This is a genomic window from Carnobacterium sp. (assembly GCF_045617425.1).
Classification (GTDB): Bacteria; Bacillota; Bacilli; order Lactobacillales; family Carnobacteriaceae; genus Carnobacterium_B.
The window spans coordinates 1-16,544 of record NZ_JAZLIO010000011.1; the positions used below are offsets into that span (position 1 = coordinate 1).

21 protein-coding genes and 1 pseudogene are annotated in these 16,544 nt (G+C 31.7%); 17 read left to right on the plus strand and 5 right to left on the minus strand.

Features of this window, described 5'->3' with window-relative positions:
* Positions 1-94 precede the first annotated feature (94 nt).
* From ACKI3H_RS06060 to ACKI3H_RS06095, 8 genes and pseudogenes are all read left to right on the plus strand, one after another.
* Positions 95-616, plus strand: coding sequence for a YcxB family protein (locus ACKI3H_RS06060; RefSeq protein WP_407371393.1), 522 nt, complete (start codon positions 95-97; stop codon positions 614-616).
* Between the two features lie 165 nt (positions 617-781).
* Positions 782-1,300, plus strand: a complete 519-nt coding sequence (locus ACKI3H_RS06065; protein ID WP_407371394.1) for a YcxB family protein — start codon at positions 782-784, stop codon at positions 1,298-1,300.
* Positions 1,301-1,447: 147 nt separating this feature from the next.
* Complete coding sequence (locus ACKI3H_RS06070; protein WP_407371395.1) at positions 1,448-1,951, plus strand: YcxB family protein; 504 nt, start codon at positions 1,448-1,450, stop codon at positions 1,949-1,951.
* Positions 1,952-2,101: 150 nt separating this feature from the next.
* Positions 2,102-2,611, plus strand: coding sequence for a YcxB family protein (locus ACKI3H_RS06075; RefSeq protein ID WP_407371396.1), 510 nt, complete (start codon positions 2,102-2,104; stop codon positions 2,609-2,611).
* Between the two features lie 231 nt (positions 2,612-2,842).
* A complete protein-coding gene (locus ACKI3H_RS06080; protein ID WP_034537912.1) occupies positions 2,843-3,040 on the plus strand; it encodes a helix-turn-helix transcriptional regulator in 198 nt (65 codons plus the stop codon).
* A gap of 2 nt (positions 3,041-3,042) precedes the next feature.
* On the plus strand, positions 3,043-3,486 hold the full coding sequence (locus ACKI3H_RS06085) for a hypothetical protein (protein ID WP_407371397.1): 444 nt from the start codon (positions 3,043-3,045) through the stop codon (positions 3,484-3,486).
* Positions 3,487-3,824: 338 nt separating this feature from the next.
* Entirely contained in the window at positions 3,825-4,145 is a 321-nt protein-coding gene (locus ACKI3H_RS06090; protein WP_407371398.1) for a YcxB family protein, read from the plus strand.
* A gap of 185 nt (positions 4,146-4,330) precedes the next feature.
* A pseudogene (locus ACKI3H_RS06095) lies at positions 4,331-4,844 on the plus strand (tyrosine-type recombinase/integrase).
* Between the two features lie 41 nt (positions 4,845-4,885).
* Here ACKI3H_RS06095 and ACKI3H_RS06100 read toward each other — a convergent pair.
* Positions 4,886-5,344 (minus strand): hypothetical protein, encoded by a 459-nt coding sequence (locus tag ACKI3H_RS06100; protein ID WP_407371399.1) that lies wholly within the window; start codon positions 5,342-5,344, stop codon positions 4,886-4,888.
* A 65-nt stretch (positions 5,345-5,409) separates the two neighbouring features.
* Between ACKI3H_RS06100 and ACKI3H_RS06105 the strand changes: the two genes are divergently transcribed.
* On the plus strand, positions 5,410-5,757 hold the full coding sequence (locus tag ACKI3H_RS06105; protein ID WP_407371400.1) for a hypothetical protein: 348 nt from the start codon (positions 5,410-5,412) through the stop codon (positions 5,755-5,757).
* A 726-nt stretch (positions 5,758-6,483) separates the two neighbouring features.
* On the opposite strand, the gene ACKI3H_RS06110 is transcribed toward ACKI3H_RS06105, so the two are convergent.
* Positions 6,484-6,999: a helix-turn-helix domain-containing protein gene (locus ACKI3H_RS06110; RefSeq protein WP_407371401.1), complete on the minus strand. Its 516-nt coding sequence runs from the start codon at positions 6,997-6,999 to the stop codon at positions 6,484-6,486.
* 1,028 nt (positions 7,000-8,027) lie between these two features.
* Here ACKI3H_RS06110 and ACKI3H_RS06115 point away from each other — a divergent pair.
* The 4 genes from ACKI3H_RS06115 to ACKI3H_RS06130 all read left to right on the plus strand — a co-directional run bounded on the left by ACKI3H_RS06115 (position 8,028) and on the right by ACKI3H_RS06130 (position 10,080).
* Positions 8,028-8,522, plus strand: coding sequence for an RNA polymerase sigma factor (locus ACKI3H_RS06115; RefSeq protein ID WP_407371402.1), 495 nt, complete (start codon positions 8,028-8,030; stop codon positions 8,520-8,522).
* The gene (locus ACKI3H_RS06120) at positions 8,519-9,073 is read left to right on the plus strand and encodes a zf-HC2 domain-containing protein (protein ID WP_407371403.1); all 555 of its coding nucleotides are present in this window, start codon (positions 8,519-8,521) and stop codon (positions 9,071-9,073) included. The genes ACKI3H_RS06115 and ACKI3H_RS06120 overlap by 4 nt, the downstream gene beginning before the upstream one ends.
* 2 nt (positions 9,074-9,075) lie before the next feature.
* Positions 9,076-9,759: a hypothetical protein gene (locus tag ACKI3H_RS06125; protein ID WP_407371404.1), complete on the plus strand. Its 684-nt coding sequence runs from the start codon at positions 9,076-9,078 to the stop codon at positions 9,757-9,759.
* Between the two features lie 120 nt (positions 9,760-9,879).
* Entirely contained in the window at positions 9,880-10,080 is a 201-nt protein-coding gene (locus tag ACKI3H_RS06130; protein ID WP_407371405.1) for a hypothetical protein, read from the plus strand.
* Between the two features lie 119 nt (positions 10,081-10,199).
* Here the strand turns inward: ACKI3H_RS06130 and ACKI3H_RS06135 are convergent, their stop codons facing one another.
* Genes ACKI3H_RS06135 through ACKI3H_RS06145 form a run of 3 tightly spaced genes read right to left on the minus strand, consistent with a single transcriptional unit; the run spans position 10,200 to position 12,943 of the window.
* Positions 10,200-11,411 carry a putative glycoside hydrolase gene (locus ACKI3H_RS06135; protein WP_407371406.1) on the minus strand — a complete coding sequence of 404 codons (1,212 nt, stop codon included), beginning with the start codon at positions 11,409-11,411 and terminating at the stop codon, positions 10,200-10,202.
* A 6-nt stretch (positions 11,412-11,417) separates the two neighbouring features.
* Entirely contained in the window at positions 11,418-12,275 is an 858-nt protein-coding gene (locus ACKI3H_RS06140; protein WP_407371407.1) for a polysaccharide deacetylase family protein, read from the minus strand.
* Positions 12,276-12,301: 26 nt separating this feature from the next.
* Positions 12,302-12,943 (minus strand): YkyA family protein, encoded by a 642-nt coding sequence (locus ACKI3H_RS06145; RefSeq protein WP_407371408.1) that lies wholly within the window; start codon positions 12,941-12,943, stop codon positions 12,302-12,304.
* A 250-nt stretch (positions 12,944-13,193) separates the two neighbouring features.
* Here ACKI3H_RS06145 and lspA point away from each other — a divergent pair, with 250 nt between their 5' ends.
* From lspA to ACKI3H_RS06165, 4 genes are all read left to right on the plus strand, one after another.
* Positions 13,194-13,655, plus strand: a complete 462-nt coding sequence (gene lspA, locus ACKI3H_RS06150) for a signal peptidase II (RefSeq protein WP_407371409.1) — start codon at positions 13,194-13,196, stop codon at positions 13,653-13,655.
* A 46-nt stretch (positions 13,656-13,701) separates the two neighbouring features.
* Entirely contained in the window at positions 13,702-14,607 is a 906-nt protein-coding gene (locus ACKI3H_RS06155; protein ID WP_407371410.1) for an RluA family pseudouridine synthase, read from the plus strand.
* Between the two features lie 235 nt (positions 14,608-14,842).
* Positions 14,843-15,397, plus strand: a complete 555-nt coding sequence (gene pyrR / locus ACKI3H_RS06160) for a bifunctional pyr operon transcriptional regulator/uracil phosphoribosyltransferase PyrR (protein WP_407371411.1) — start codon at positions 14,843-14,845, stop codon at positions 15,395-15,397.
* A 199-nt stretch (positions 15,398-15,596) separates the two neighbouring features.
* Positions 15,597-16,541 (plus strand): aspartate carbamoyltransferase catalytic subunit, encoded by a 945-nt coding sequence (locus ACKI3H_RS06165; protein ID WP_407371412.1) that lies wholly within the window; start codon positions 15,597-15,599, stop codon positions 16,539-16,541.
* The last annotated feature ends 3 nt before the right edge of the window (positions 16,542-16,544 follow it).

Genomic DNA, 16,544 nt, shown 5'->3' on the forward strand with positions numbered 1-16,544 from the left:
TTTTTTTTAATTAAACAAAGCTTATTTTATCTTTGCTATAATAAAAGTAACAGATGATTTAAATTTTTTTACTTATTTTATCAGGAGGTAGTTTATGAATAACAAAGAAAATGTTCTAGTTAAATTCTCTGTAACAGAAAAAGAGTATACTCGAACTTTCTTATATATGAGAATGAAATATGTTATAAAAGTTTTAATTAGCGGTTTTTTAATATTAATAATCTATTTATTTACTTTAACGGATCTTTCGTTGCTAACGAATTTTATTATTTCTGCATTATCTGTCCTTTTAATTGTTGTTCCACTCTCTTTTTTTGCTGTAAGTTATAAAGCAAAAAAAGAATTTAGAAGTGACCATGATTTAAGAGAAGAACTCACGGTTGAAACAAACGATTTAGGACTTAATTTAAGTGCTTCAAATGGGAATAGTCATCGTGACTGGGATCGTATTTACTCAGTTCGAGAAATCAAACATGATTTAATTGTTTATTTTTCTAAAGCTTTAGCATTTGCAATACCCAAGAGTTACTTTGGTTCTGAAAAAGATATCTCTCTATTTAAAGAATTAGTCTCAAAACATATAAATTCTGATAAGGTATACTTCAAAAAAAAGTAATACATGAAATTGTATAGATTCATGCATTTAGGACCTTTATTAATCAAGGTTTTTTTTTGATATATTATTATTTTTTTTAATTAAACAAAGCCTAGTTTATCGTTGCAATACTAAATGCAATAGACGATTTAAATTTTTTTTGCTTATTTTATAAGGAGGTAGTTTATGAATAATGATGAAAGTATTATTGTGAAATTAGCATTGAAAGAAAAAGAGTATATCCGTTTTTTCTTGTACATGAAAATGAAAACTAGTTTAATAATTTTAACATGTGGTTTTTTTCTTTATATACTCGTTTTTTATGTATTAACTGACATTCCGTTACTAATGAATATGACTTTTTCTGCTCTAGTTATCTTATTTCTTGTCATTCCTTTAGCGCTTGTTGGTTTAATCTATAAAGCAAAAAAAGAGTTTAGAAGCAATTACAGTTTAAGTGAAGAGGTATTACTTGAATTTAATGATTCAGGTTTTAGTTTAACCACAGCACAAGAATGTACCCACCAAGACTGGAATTATTTTTATTCAGTTCAAGAACTAAAAAAAGACTTTGCTCTTTATTATTCTGCGTATACAGCCTTTACCTTACCAAAGAGATGTTTTACTTCTAAAAAAGATATAAACCTATTCAAAGAATTAATATCAAAACATATAATTTCTGATAAAGTATACTTAAAAAAATAAAAAATACATGAAATTGTACAAAAATATGTATTAAGAACCTTATTAAACAAAGGTTCTTTTTCATCTTAAAAGTAGAGTGATTTAGATTTATCTATCAATACGATATAATAAATTTATTACAAAAAAGTATGGAAAGAAGGTTATAATTTGACTGATTTTTCTGCAAAGGAAAAAGAGATTTATGTCAATGTTGATATTTCCGAGAAAGAATATGTACGAGCTAGTTTATATCTAGTTAAAAAAAATATTCTTATTCTTTATTTTGGCACTTTTTTTATATTAGTTACTGCGTTCTATTTATTATCTTTTGGTCAAAACCAATTATCAAGCTTAGTTATTGCAATTATTGCTACTTTATTTGTCCTTATTCTAAGCTTCTATCGTACCATTTGGATGTACAGAAAGAAATTTAAAAAAGATCGTTTGTTAAAAGAAAACGTTACTTATAAAATTGATTTAAAAGGACTTGAAGCTTCTAGAGAGCGATGCTCTATTTTTATGTCTTGGAGCGACTATAACTCTATAAAAGAATACCAAGACTTATTTCTTCTCTATATTTCAGATACGCAAGCTCAAATTATTCCGGAACGCTGTTTTCAGACAGAAGAAGATAAACAACATTTTAAACTTTTAATTGCTAATAATAAATAACAAGAGAATATCGTTTTTAATACATGAAATTGGATAAATTCATATATCTAATAGCTATTTTTTGTTAAAGTAAATTAATCTACGTAAAATGAAAAAATACGTTTTTGGGAATTACTTAATTTCCAAAATAACATTTAAGAGGTGTATATGATGAATCAAAAAGAATCCAAGGAGATTACAGCAAAAGGTAGTTTAGCTTTTGCTCAGTATATGAAATTTATTATGTACCGTCAGAGAAAAACTTTTTCCATTGTAAGTATAGTTAGTTTACCTATGTTTATAGTTCTTTATAATGGCTTAGACATTATAAATGTTCATTATTTATCAATTTTTGATTATATACTAGTCTTATTAAGCTCATTAATTTATGTTCTTTTAATACTGTTAGGCATGTTCTTTAAATTTTTTAGAGAGTATAAAAATGACTCATTAATAAGACAAGAAATGACTTATATCTTAACTAGTAATAGTATTCGCCAAGTAACTCAAAAAGTAACAGCAACTTACTACTGGAACGATTTCATAACGATTAAAGAACAGAAGGATCTCTTTTTATTGTATCTTTCTAAAACTAGAGCAATAATAATACCTAAAACTTTCTTTAAAAACACTGAAGATATTAGACAATTTAAACAATTTTTAAAAGATAATAAAAAATAATCCTTATTAATACACTATTTTTCATAGATTCATGTATCCAGAACCTTGTTTTAGCAGGGTTCTTTTTTTATTGAACTATACGATAATTTCATCATTTTTGAACTCTTTAATGGATATAATAACAGTAAAAAAATAAAAAAACTGCCGATTTATTTAAACTATTGTATTGTTTTTAATAAATGATATACTTTACTTAATGTAATTTATATTTGTCATATCAGGAGGAATAATATGGCTAAGAATTTAAGATTAAAGGCAGCACGAGCAAAGAATGATCTATCTCAACAGCAATTGGCAAATGCTGTCAATGTTACTCGACAGACCATCAGCGCGATTGAAAGAGGAGATTACAATCCGACAATCAATTTGTGTAGAGAGATTTGTAAAAAATTAGATTTAACTTTAAACGATTTATTTTGGGAGGAATAAACATGAAACAATACGATGAATATCAGAAATTAATGCGATATAAATATGGCTATTATTCGTTTATTTATTTAATCAGTCTATTAGCACTAAATTATATCCTTGGCTTATTTTTTAATTTTCAATGGGGAGCAAACAAAGAGATAGAAATGTTGATTATAATGTTTGTAGTCGCCATCTTTTTTGCGAATATAAGTGTCTATCATAATGCCTATTTTCGTAAAAAAGATGATAAAAAAGGCTACTCTTGGCTACTTTTAATTGTAGGATTGTTAGGCCTATATACAACTTATCAAACTTTTTTAGTTAGACCTGAAGAAATAATGATAAATGGAAAAATAAATGAAGGCGTTACTCAATTTTTTTCAGGACTTCTGTTTGTATCTATCCCCATTACTTACTTTATAAAAAATAAAATAGATGAAAAAAGAGAGAGAAAAGAAGGGTAAATATTCAGCAAGTAAACAATACATGAAATTGTATAAATTCATGTATTAGATAGTTAATTTTTGTTAAAGTAATTCTATCCACGTAAAATGAAGAAATATGTTGTTGGGAGCTGCTTAATTCCAAAAATAACATTTAAGAGGTGTATGCTATGAATCAAAAAGACAATAATGAAATTATAGCCAAAGGAAAATTAACGTTTTCCCAATATATTAAGTATAATTTTTAACATCAGAGAACGTATTTATCTATTTGTACTGTAATTGGCTTTTTGTTTTTCATGTTTTTTTATAATAGTTTTAATATTATTGGTATTGATTCCTTTTCGATAGAAATTTTTATGTTAGCTTTGGTAACTACCTTACTTTATATCATTTTGGTAGTTGCTATTATTTTCTTTCGAGTTTCTAGAGAGTTTAAAAGTGATCAGTTAATAAAAAGTGAGATAGCGTACAATATAAGCAGTAACGAGATTAACCAAGTATCTAAAAGATTTAATTCTCAGTATAAATGGGATGATTTTATAAAAATGAAAGTATACAAAGATATGTTTCTGATGTACCTTTCTAGAAACAAAGCGATTATCCTACCTAAAAGTTTCTTCAAATCGGATAAAGATATTCAATTATTTATGGAGTACATTAGTGATCATAAAAAATAATTTTATAGATACATGAAATTGGATAAAAACGTATATAGGGAATCCTATTCCAATAGGCTTCTTTTTTTATAGCGTCCTCCAATACATGATTGTGTGGTACGATAAACAAAATAATGTATCACTTTGTGAGGGGAGAGGGCTTTTAAATGAGTTACAACGTCCAACCATTAAGAACTCAACAATGAATAAACAACTTTTTATTCTGTTTAAGACGCAATAAAAATGTAGCATGGGATGTTTTTCTGTTTTTAATCGGCATTAATAGCAGTTTACGCATGTCCGATATCGTTAAATTAAAGAAACAAGACCTTACCTCCTCAAAAAATCCCCGAATCGTCGAGAAAAAAAAACAGGTAAAACCCGTATTTTATATTTGAGTAGTCTACAGGACTTGATACAAGACTAAATAAATGATTTAGAAGCAGAGGCTTATTTGTTTCCCAGCACCAAAGGCAGTCACTTAGAAGTCAATACGATCTATCTGATGTTTCAAAAGGTCGCGAAGCTGTTAGGAAGAGACAATATAGGCACGCACACACTGCGCAAGACTTTTGGTTACAACTATTACAAGAAAACAAAGAAGTGGCCACACTGATGGAAATATTCGGTTATAGCAGCGAGAAAATTACGAAGCGTTACATTGGAATCAATGAAGATAAAATTAGTGAAACTTTATTGAATTTAAAATTAGGTTTTTAACTTTTTATATCCCGTACATTTTTTCTTAGTTAAAGAAAAAATTATACAAATGATAAATTAAAAATAGGTATCTTGTCTAATTTATATCCTAATAGTTTTATATTTTCCGCTAAGTTCGGATCAGTTATAACATGTATATCTTCATGTATTACAGAGAAGAATATACAATTTCTATTTTTTAGAAAAAAAACGTCTATATCATTTTCTTGTTCTTCACTAATTAATGAAGTTGAGTTTTTGAGTATATTATAACTAAATTTATTGTAGTTATATATGTCTGCCTTAGCTTTTATTTTTTTTCTAGGAAGTTTAGTTCCTGGCCATTTTGTAAGCCACTTTGTTTCAATTTTAAATTCATTAAGTTTAGTTTTGATTTTCATTATAGTATTATTTTCCGTAGGATATTCTACTATAACCATTTCTTGAGAAAAATTTTTTAAACAGTCTATTATCTTTAAATAATCTTTTTCATTTAGAGTATCTACTATTCTGTAAAACAAGTTATATTTCCTCCATATTCACAAATTTAAATTTTAATAAAATTACAAGATGGGAGATTTAAAAAATGATTGGGAAATTTTCTATAAATATTTTATTACAGTCATTTAATCAAATTGATAAAACACCTAGAGAAAGTTTTGAAAATAAAATAGTTCTATACAATTTCGAAGAAGAAATTAATAATAGCAATCTAAAAGAACTTATTTATAAAAGTAATTATGAACTCCCATACAAAGCTGCAGATGAGACAGTTGTATATTGGGAAGTAGTAAAAATTATTGATATTTTTGAGATTGATTCAGAAATGACATTTACAAACAATGCTGAAGTTTATAGTCGTTTTTTTATTGATCAAGGACCTAAAGAAGAAATTCTAACTACATTTTTTTTAGATTATGTATGGGAAGATTAAAAAAATAAAGTTAGTTCTAGAAAGACCTTCCATAATTGAGAGTTAGATAACTAAAAACGTATAGTGATACTGAAATAGTTGATAGTAGTTTGATCTTTCATTTACTTCGTAAACTACTGTAGTAAATGAAAATCATTATCTTCTAGAGACATCTGAAATAATTAATACTCCTCCAATTATCAAACTAATAAACAGCCATACTACCACAATAGTAAGGATAAGTACTCCAAGTACATACCTTGGTGCGTGGCTTAATTCATTGAAAAGTTGACTCGTTTCTCCATAATCAAAAATAAGTTTTTTTATTATATTACTTATAATAGCTATCCCTGCTACTAGTTATAACATTTGGATGAACTATAAAAGAATACCTAAGATATACAGTGTACTTGAAATAGTTGTAGTCATTAATTATAATTTGAAAACTATCCTATTAGGACTAATAGTTATAGCAGCTTTTACGGGTTTTATTTTTTATCCTGAACATATAGAAGGGAATATTGGTATTCTTTTGATTGCCATAACTACAAGTATTATTGAATTAAAAGAGAATCATAAATCGTTACCTAAATATTATTTAATTATTCGATATATAAACATTTTATTATTCGTCATAGCATTAGTATTAACTTTACTTAATAGGTGAATTCAACTCTTAAATCGTAATATGTTTCTAAATTATTTTTATTAGTTATGCTAAAACAGTATTTTATAACCTATTAAGGACTATTCACCTAGATATTCAACAGTGGTTGTTCCCCAACCAAAAATATCACTTAAAATTCCATACCCTATAAATAAATTGTAAGTAATACAACAAATACACGCTATGTAAACAAACTTATATAGTGTATTTGTTTGTTTATTTCTAACAATTAATAAGGGAGAGGTGATTAAGCCTAAAGGAGTAATTAAGAAGCCCAAAAAAGAAAGAACTAACAAAATTAAGCCCTCATCCTTTTCGCTTGTTCCCTGAATGAAATTTAATTTTTGAACATTTTCTTCTATTTTAACTTCATTTTGTTCTGTTTTTTTTTTAAGTTCTTGATTTTCTTTCAATAATTCGTCTATCGAAACTTCGTAATACGTACTTAATTTTACTAAATTATCTAAATCAGGATAACTATTGCCATTTTCCCATTTTGAAATGGATTGTCTTGATATATTTAAATGGTCTGCTACATCTCCTTGCGAATATCCCTTATTAACTCTACTTGCCTTCAATCGTTCTCCTAAGGCCATAATTATTCCTCCTTCTGTCTTTCTTTGTTCTATCATACCGAAAGTAAAGATCATTTACTATAAGCTATTAGTTGCCTTTTAGCACCTAATAGTTGCTACTATGTAAACTGTTGCGTTCTGTTTGTTTCGTGAGATAAGATAGATAATATGATTATGAACTATCAAGCTAGGATAATGGCTATGCGAGATATCATAATAAAAAAATAACGAAAAAAATAGGTTATTAATTTTGACTATCTTTATTTTTAGTGTTGCTATTTTTACTGTATTAAAAAATTTTTGAACAGTTAAAGGATTAATCATTCAAATTGGAACTTAAAATTTGAAAGTTACTGATGGAAAAAACAGACTAATTAGTGGTTCTGCTTAGAAAAATTAAAAGATAAAAAAGGGGACAACATGCAAAAAAGAACTGTAAAAATACTCATTGCTACTGTAATAATAATTATGCTGATTTTTGCAATTATTGGAATCATGACTTTTTAATATATATGCAAAAAATCTAAGTTAACATAAAACCTATTACAGTAGGAAATGAGTTAGAGAAAGGTGTGCTTCTTACGTTTAAATCAGAAAATTTTTATAAGTTTAGTGGACTAAGTATTATTTTAATTGGATACATCAGAGTAATAGCGACTGAAGATTTTAATCAAGGTAGTTACTTCATTTTAATTGGGTTAGTGATTCAAATCATAGGATCAGCAATTTATTTCTATAATAAAAGACAAAAATAATATTTTTATCTGCAGATATATAAAGTTTACATAAAACCAACCATTAGAAGAAGTTGTTTAAATACGAAGGAAATAAATACACAAGATTTCGGTTCATTGGACCAAAATTTATCTTTTTTACCGATTGAGGTCTCTTATTTTTAATCTATGTTCGAGGTTTACAAAATGTTTTAAAACGTTCGTTAATAAAAAGTTATAGAATGATAGGTAAAAGATAAATTAATTTGAAAAATTTGTAACGAAATAGAAAGTCGGGGTATTAATACTAAGAACAGCAAGAAAGAGAGGGCAGCTATGAATAGGCTTGATGAAGAATATGAAAAGATCTATCCAAAAATATACGCATTCTTTTATGCTAAGACAGGAAATCAGACGACTGCTCAAGATCTTTGCCAAGACACTTTTTATGAGGCGTGTAAAAATATAACCTCTTTTAATAGTCATTCTACCTTATCGACGTGGATATTTTCGATTGCAATTAACTTATTGAAAAAGTATTACCGCAAAAATAAGTACCAGCAGAGCTTAATGCAAAAACTCGCAATAATTCCAGAAACTGAAATTCATTCACTAGAAGGATTGGCGGAAATCAATGAAGATACAAAAATACTTTTGCACCACATTTCGAAATTGGATGATGCTGCAAGAGAAATCGTGTTGCTGCGCATATATGGAGAGCTGAGTTTTACAGAAATCGGATCATTGATAGGAAAATCAGAAAACTATGCGCGTGTGACCTTTCATCGATTGAAATTGAAGGTTCAAAAACTAATGGAGGTGACATTATGAACAAAGATTGTGCAATTTTGCAAGATCTTTTACCATTATACGAAGAAAAGTTATTGCATCCTGATACAGAAGACTTTATCGAGGAGCATTTGAAAAGTTGCCAAGAATGTAGGCAAATTGCAAAAAAATCGCATATTCCTCTACCTCTACCTGCGGAAGTAAAACCAAGTGGGTCTTCCAAAAAGATGATCCGAAAAATAACCCTGCGGTTAACGACGGTCCAAATTTTCTTTGTGGCGATTGCATTTATGTTAGCGATGAGTACAACTGTTATGAATGATAATGCAGGATTTATCCTGACCTATACTATTTTGGGGGCAGTTACGTATCTGTTTTACCGTTCGGTCCTAGTTGCCGTGTTGCTTGCAGGCGTGCCGACTTTCATTTGGAACTGCCTGATATACATGACAGATTTGTTTGGTGACTTCCCCATTGGTAGTTTTACAGATGGGCTATCACTAGTCTTTTTTTCATTAATCTTAAATTTGGTGTTTACTTTTATCGGAATTGCCATCGGCTTTTGTATTCTTAAACTAACGGAGGGAAATTAATTATGAAAAAGAGACTAATCTACAGTGTGATTGCAATCTCATTAATTGCCATCGTAGTGTTTGCTTATATAAAAATGAACGGAAATCCCATTGAGAAAAATAAGTCAAAGGAGAGTCTGGAAGAGTTTTTAGAACAAACGTATCCGGAAATGGATTACAAAATCAAGCGGTCGGCAGAGTATGGCTGGGTCGATGGCACGTTTCGTTTTAATGTAGTCACAAAGGATTCCATAGGAGTTGAATCCACCTATCCATTCGATGTTTCCGCTTACGAACCATATGAAGTTTTTAGCGATACGATTCACCTATCCAAAATAGATAAAGAGGCTTCAGAAAAATTAAATACGGAGGCAGAGCAGTATATCCTAGCGCTTCTAAAGGAAAAAGTTCCGGAAATCGATGGAGTCTCAACAGATGTAGAAGTTTACGGCAATGTTGCTGAGGACTGGACGCCACAGTTGAAAACACCAAAGCCTATTCATATTATGATAGGACTTGAAAAAACTGATTTGACAAAAGAACAAATGCTGGAGCAAAGTAAGACAATCCAACAGCAATTGAATGATGAATCCATTGATTATTATATAGCTGAAATAGGTTATCACAACTTTGTAAATGGTGAAGAAATTTATGATTATATTAGTTTTACGCCAGATCAAAAACTAACGATAGAGGATGTTAATTAAATAGAAAAAAATAAAATCCCTGAGTCAAAAGGCATTTAGAAATAAGATACTACTTCTAGTAAACGAATAAATTTAGTTAAAATATAGAATGAAGTATCGAAATAAATTAGAGGTGTATTTATGTTTAATCAATACAAAGAGTTTACAGAAAAACACCCGTATACTCATGCTATATCAATAATGGTAATTACTAGTTTTATTGGTATTGCAGTAGAGTATCAAGTCAATAAAAAATTCAGCGGTGGAGGATTATATACTGCTATAGCACTTACTATAATTGAACTTTTAAGAGTCAAAAAAAGAATTAAATCAAAACAGTAATTGTTTAATTGTCATTTAATTAGTATTGCCATAAATCCCTGCAATAAACAAAGAACCTCCTCTACAAATAAGAGGGGGTTCTTTGTTTATTGCTTTGAGAAAGGTAAAAATAAGTCGTTTTATTCCATATTGTAATTAACGCCTTCAGTGTAACTGTTGGATGCGTCCCATAGTAAAAATTCGTTTACGCCAGCATCGTGTAAAGCTTTTATTTGGTCTTCAACTTGTGCGGCACCATAATTTTGGTAATTTCCTGCACCTAAGTAAGAAGCTGTAAAATCTTGTATCCAAGGTCTGGATTGAGGGGGCGTATCTAATCCTGCTAAAAGGCTGTTTTCTACTTTCATATATTCAGCAACTAATTTATAGGGTTCTAAATCAGGTTTGCTGATACCAAAGTAAGAATTCCAGTGACTCGGATAGATCATTGATGAAATAACATCAACATTTTCAGAAATCTTAGCAAAGTTTTGTCCAATACCAGGAGCTTCGGGAACTGTAGCTGCATAACCAAAAATGTCTACGGACACTTCAACGTCATATGGTTTTAATTCTTCGCGAGCGTATTCAACAAAATCAGTTACCGCTTCAACGCGTTGTTGAACATCATCTAATTCACTTGTTTCATAATCGCCGCGTGTATAGGTCAATGAATCACTCTCATTTTCGAAACCTTCTGGGAAACGAACATAGTCAAATTGGATTTCCTTGAATCCCATTTTAGCAGCTTGTTTAGCCACTTCAACGTTGTAGTCCCAAACTTCTTTAGAAAAAGGATTAACAAAAGCATCGCCATTTCCATTTTTCCAAACACTGCCATCCGCTTTTTTGAAAGAAAGTTCTGGTTTAGCTTCAGCTAGTAAAGTGTCTTTAAAAACAACAACACGAGCGATAGGATAGACTTTATTTTCTTCTAATTGTTTCATCATTGCTGAGGAATCAGTCACAAACTCTTCAGTACTTTTTTGAACAATTTCATTTTCAGAGTTAAGATTCATTGTCATTTTCCCAACATCGTCTTTGACATCAATGACCATAGCATTTAGCCCACTGGTATTAACAAAATTAATCAATTCTTTCATTTTATCTGTTCCACCAGCAGAATAAGCTGTCACATAAATTCCTTTTACGCCATTCTCAGGATATTCAATAGTGATGCCACTATCGTAAGCAAATTGTGAAGGAAACTCAGCGGGTGTGCTGAGGATTGGTTCTGAATTGATTTCTAGTAAAGTTGGTTCGGGATTTTCTTCAGCTGATACTGCAAGAGGAGCGAAACCGATGCTCGTTGTTGCTAGTAATCCAAGCCAAAATGATGCACTTTTTTTCATATTTTTTTATTCCTCTCTTTCAGGTGATTCAATAAGATTAGGGTCAACTAAGGTAAACCCTTTTTCGATTAAACCTTCAGCAATGGAAACAACCGCTTCATTCGTCCATGAACGATCATGCATCAATAAGTTTGCACCATTGTTTAAATATTCTGTGTTTAACATGATATCAGATAGGGATTCACTTGTTTGGTAATCTGCTTCCCAATCGTATCCATATGTCCAGTTCATTGAAACCATTCCTTCTTCAGCCATTACAGCATCAGATGTTTCAGTTGTTACACCATGAGGGGCGCGAAAAAAGTGTGGTTTTTCACCCGTTACTTCATAAATCAATTGATTGGTCTGTAAAATTTCTTCACGTTGTTTTTCTGGACTGATGGTACTTAAATTGGGATGTGTTTGAGTATGGTTTCCGATTTCAAATCCCATATCATAAATTTGTTTCAGCTTTGCCTTACCTTCATCTGATTCTATGTACATACCATTAACAAAGAAGATGGCAGGGGCATTGATTGCTTTCAATTGTTCAGCTATTTCTACGGCATGCTGATCAGGAGAATCATCAAAAGTTAAAAGAGCTACTTTTGGGTCAACAGCTTCATCTATTGGTTCTACAACTGAGGTAGTTGGATTGATATGGTATCGAAACGCTTCTTGTGTATCAGCTGGCTCCTCCATTGACTCTATTGAACTTTGAGCTTCACTGCTTTCTTCACTTGTAGAAGATTCTTCCGTGCTACTTGATTGAGACTCACTTGTGTTTGAAGAAGTGGCTGAGCTTTCAGCTGCTGTATCAGCAGTTTGACATCCGCTTAAGATAAGGGCGCTCATAAGAGATACGCCTAATAAAATAGTTTTCATTTTTTAAAGACTCCTTTATGATGTGCTTATTTAGATGATTCGTTTAACTCGTTAAGAGAAGCTTTAGATTTAGCTTGAGCATCCTGCACAGCAATAAGCTGTTGATCAAGTTTAGCCAACAATGTTTTTATTTCAGCATCAGATTCGTTAATAGTTTCCATACCGGCAGTAAGGGTCTCATAGGTGGCATCTTCTTTGCCTAAATCTGAAAAGTATGTCTCCTGTTCGGCCAACACTGTTTCATAATGAGCAATGTATTCTTCTAAACTAGCGGTCAAATTTTCTATATTTGTAGATAATGCCGTTAGTTCTTCTTGTGGTAGTTTATCGCTTGTTTTTTCTTCTAAGAGAGCTTGTTCTTCTTTCATCGCCGAAACCGTTTCTTTTAGCTCGGAAAGGGTAGAGGAACGGGTCTCCACGTTTTCAAAAACAGCAGAAGTTTTATCTGCTAGAGTACTTAAAGAAGCGTCTTCAGAAAGCGTGCTTTCAAACGATCCCTGTAAGTTTCCTTCTTGTTCTGCAATGGCATTTAATTCTGTTACAATCTGTTCATTTTGAGTCTCGACAGATGTGGTGGATTCCAAGGCTTTTGCAACATCATCGTTGCCGCAAGCTGTTAAGAATAATGAAACGGCAAATAAATTTGTTACTAAATATCTTTTTTTCATTGTACACAAAACTCCTTTTTTAATTTAGACAACATCAAATTAAAGAAAAAACAAACGAAAAAAGCACATTTTATCGTTTCTATTTAATCAATAACTCCTACCATTATAGCAAACGCTTCCCGCTTTCTAAAGCAATATGACCAGTTATTTAATATTAAAGAGGAAAAAAGAAAAAACTATCTCTTAGGTATAGAATCATGTAAAATAGATAAGTAAGTGAAAACCAGAATGAGATAAAGAGAGGGCTAATATGTTTATATATTATATCTTGGCAGCCATAATAGTGGCCGTTGATCAGTTCACTAAATTTCTAACCGTGCAACATATTGACTTATATGAAATTGTAGAAGTTATTCCAAATGTCTTATCATGGATGTATATTCAAAATGACGGAGCTGCTTGGAGCATTTTAGAAGGCCAAATGTGGTTCTTTTATATTATAACGGTTATAGTAATTGGCGTTGTTATTTATTATTTGCAAAAATATGGCGAAAACAGTCGATTATTTTCAGTTGCTTTAGCACTTATTTTAGCTGGTTCAATAGGAAATTTTATTGATCGTATTCGATTTGAATATGTTATTGACATGGTTCGTTTGGAAGTTATAAATTTTCCGATTTTTAACGTAGCCGATATGTCTTTAAGTATTGGAGTATTCTTAATGATTATTTTTGTTTTCATAGACGAAAGAAATGAAAAAAAGAAACACTAAACCACTAGTTAAAGATAAATTAAGGGTTTAAAGAAGGAGATCAAACATGTTACAAGAACATAATTTTATTATTAACGAAGAATCAGGTCGCTTAGATAAGGTCTTAACAGACTTATTGCCGTCTATTACACGTTCACACATCCAACAATGGATCAAAGAAGGCAACGTTTCTGTCAATGGAGAAAAGTTGAAAGCCAATTACAAAGTACAACCAGGAGACGAGATTGCTATTATTGAACCAGAGCTTGTTTCTTTAGAAGTACTTGCAGAAGATATCCCAATCGAAATTGTTTATCAAGATGAAGATGTCGTAGTCGTGAATAAAGCACAGGGAATGGTTGTTCATCCTTCTGCTGGTCATCAAACTGGAACATTAGTGAACGCATTGATGTACCATATCACTGATTTGTCTGGTATCAACGGAACGATACGTCCAGGAATCGTTCACCGTATCGATAAGGATACTTCAGGTTTGTTAATGGTTGCTAAAAATGATGCTGCGCATGAAAAATTAGCTGCGCAATTAAAAGACAAAACGTCTTTAAGAGAATACATTGCCTTAGTACATGGTGTGATCCCTCATGAAAAAGGAACGATTGATGCTCCACTTGGGCGTTCAAAACAAGACCGCAAAAAGCAAGATATCATTGATGGTGGAAGAGCAGCTGTAACGCACTTTACCGTTCTTGAACGCTTTAAAGATTTTACATTGGTTTCATTGAAATTAGAAACGGGTAGAACACATCAAATTCGGGTGCACATGAAATACATTGGTTATCCTTTAGCAGGAGATCCAATCTATGGACCAAGAAAAACATTAGAAGGTAAGGGACAATTTTTGCATGCAACGACATTAGGTTTTAAACACCCAACGTCTGGTGAATTTTTAACTTTTGAAGCACCTTTACCGAAATTATTTGAAGATACACTAAACAACTTAAGAAATAGCTAAATTTTTTGTTTGACTTTTTTAGAGACGTTCTATATAGTCATAAGTGACAGAAAAATAAACTTATCCTTTAATCCTAGTCCTGTGAGACTAAGAAGGAGCATAATAAGAAAAGGTAAACGTGCCTTCTCTTATATTTACTCAACAGTAATATGCCCTCTTTGACCATTAAAGGTTAGGAGGGCATTTTTTATTGGCCAATCCTATTAAAGCGATATGAAAAGTTGGAGGGGAAGATATGTCAATCAAATCAGAAGTAGAAGTAGTCGATCAAGCTGCTGTAAAACGTGCGTTGACTCGAATCACTTATGAGATCATCGAAAGAAACAAAGGAATTGAAGATTTGGTTCTAGTTGGAATCAAAACGCGTGGCATTTACCTTGCAAGACGAATTGCTGAACGCATGAAACAATTAGAAAATGTGGAGATTCCTGTAGGTGAGTTAGACATTTCACTTTATAGAGATGACGTCCATGAAACGAACGGCAATAATGAACCAACGATAAATGGATCAGATATTCCAGTTTCAATCGAAGGCAAGCAAGTCATTCTAGTTGATGACGTATTGTTTACTGGACGGACAATTCGGGCTGCGCTAGATGCACTGATGGACATCGGTCGCCCGAGTAAAATCTCTGTGGCTGTATTAGTTGATAGAGGGCACAGAGAATTGCCGATTCGTGCCGATTTTGTTGGGAAAAATATTCCAACTTCCTTAGAAGAACAAATTAAAGTTGGCGTTCAAGAACTGGATGGCGAAGATCATGTGCTCATCCAAAAAATAACTAAATAAAGCTAAGTGAAACTTTAAATTAGTCCCGTGAGACTAATAAGGTCACTACTATAATTATACCCTGATTCCATACTGGAAGTGCTGTACAAGCAGAAGGGGAATTATTCTAGAACCTAAAGTTCTTCACAAAACTTTAGGTTCTTTTTTTATACAAATTTCTACTCCACTAGACTTTAAAAATGATAAGGAGGAAAAGACAATGGAAAAAATTTCTGCAACAATTTCTTTAGACCATTTTGTCTCAGTAGAAGATCTAACAAATGAAGAGGTTCTAACGTTGATCCATCGGGCGTCGCAATTTAAAAAAGGGATCATCTCTGCTCAAGTATTAGAGCCACTTTACGCGGTGAATTTATTCTTTGAGAACAGTACGCGCACACACAAAAGTTTTGAAATGGCTGAAAAAAAATTGGGCATCGAAATCATTGACTTTGAACCTTCAACAAGCAGCATCAAAAAAGGAGAGAGCCTTTACGACACGGTATTAACTATGTCAGCACTTGGAACGGAAATTGCCGTTATTCGTGACAGTAAAGAAGCTTTTTATACGGAACTGATCAATAGCCCATCCATTAAATGCTCCATCATTAATGGTGGAGACGGAACAGGACAACACCCCAGCCAATGTTTACTGGATTTAATGACCATTTACGAAGAATACGGCCATTTTGATGGCTTAAAGATTGCTATCATTGGAGATTTAAAGCATTCTAGAGTCGCTAAATCAAATATGCACATGTTAAAACGACTAGGTGCAGAGGTTTTCTTCTCTGGTCCGACTGAATGGATAGATGATTCTTTTAAAGAGTACGGGCAATACGCGACAGTGGATGACCTTGTTTGTGAAGCCGACGTGATCATGCTCTTACGTGTACAGCATGAACGCCATGAATCTTATAATGATGTATTGATCGCCAGCTATCTAGATCAATATGGCATTAACGAATTACGCGAAAAGAATATGAAGCCTTCCGCAATTTTGATGCATCCTGCACCAGTCAACCGTGATGTGGAGTTACAAAGCTCACTGGTCGAGTGTGAGCGATCACGAATCGTAACTCAAATGTCGAATGGCGTTTACGCAAGAATGGCGATTTTAGAAGCCATCATAGCTGGAAGAGCGAACAGCAAAACACCTTTATAAATT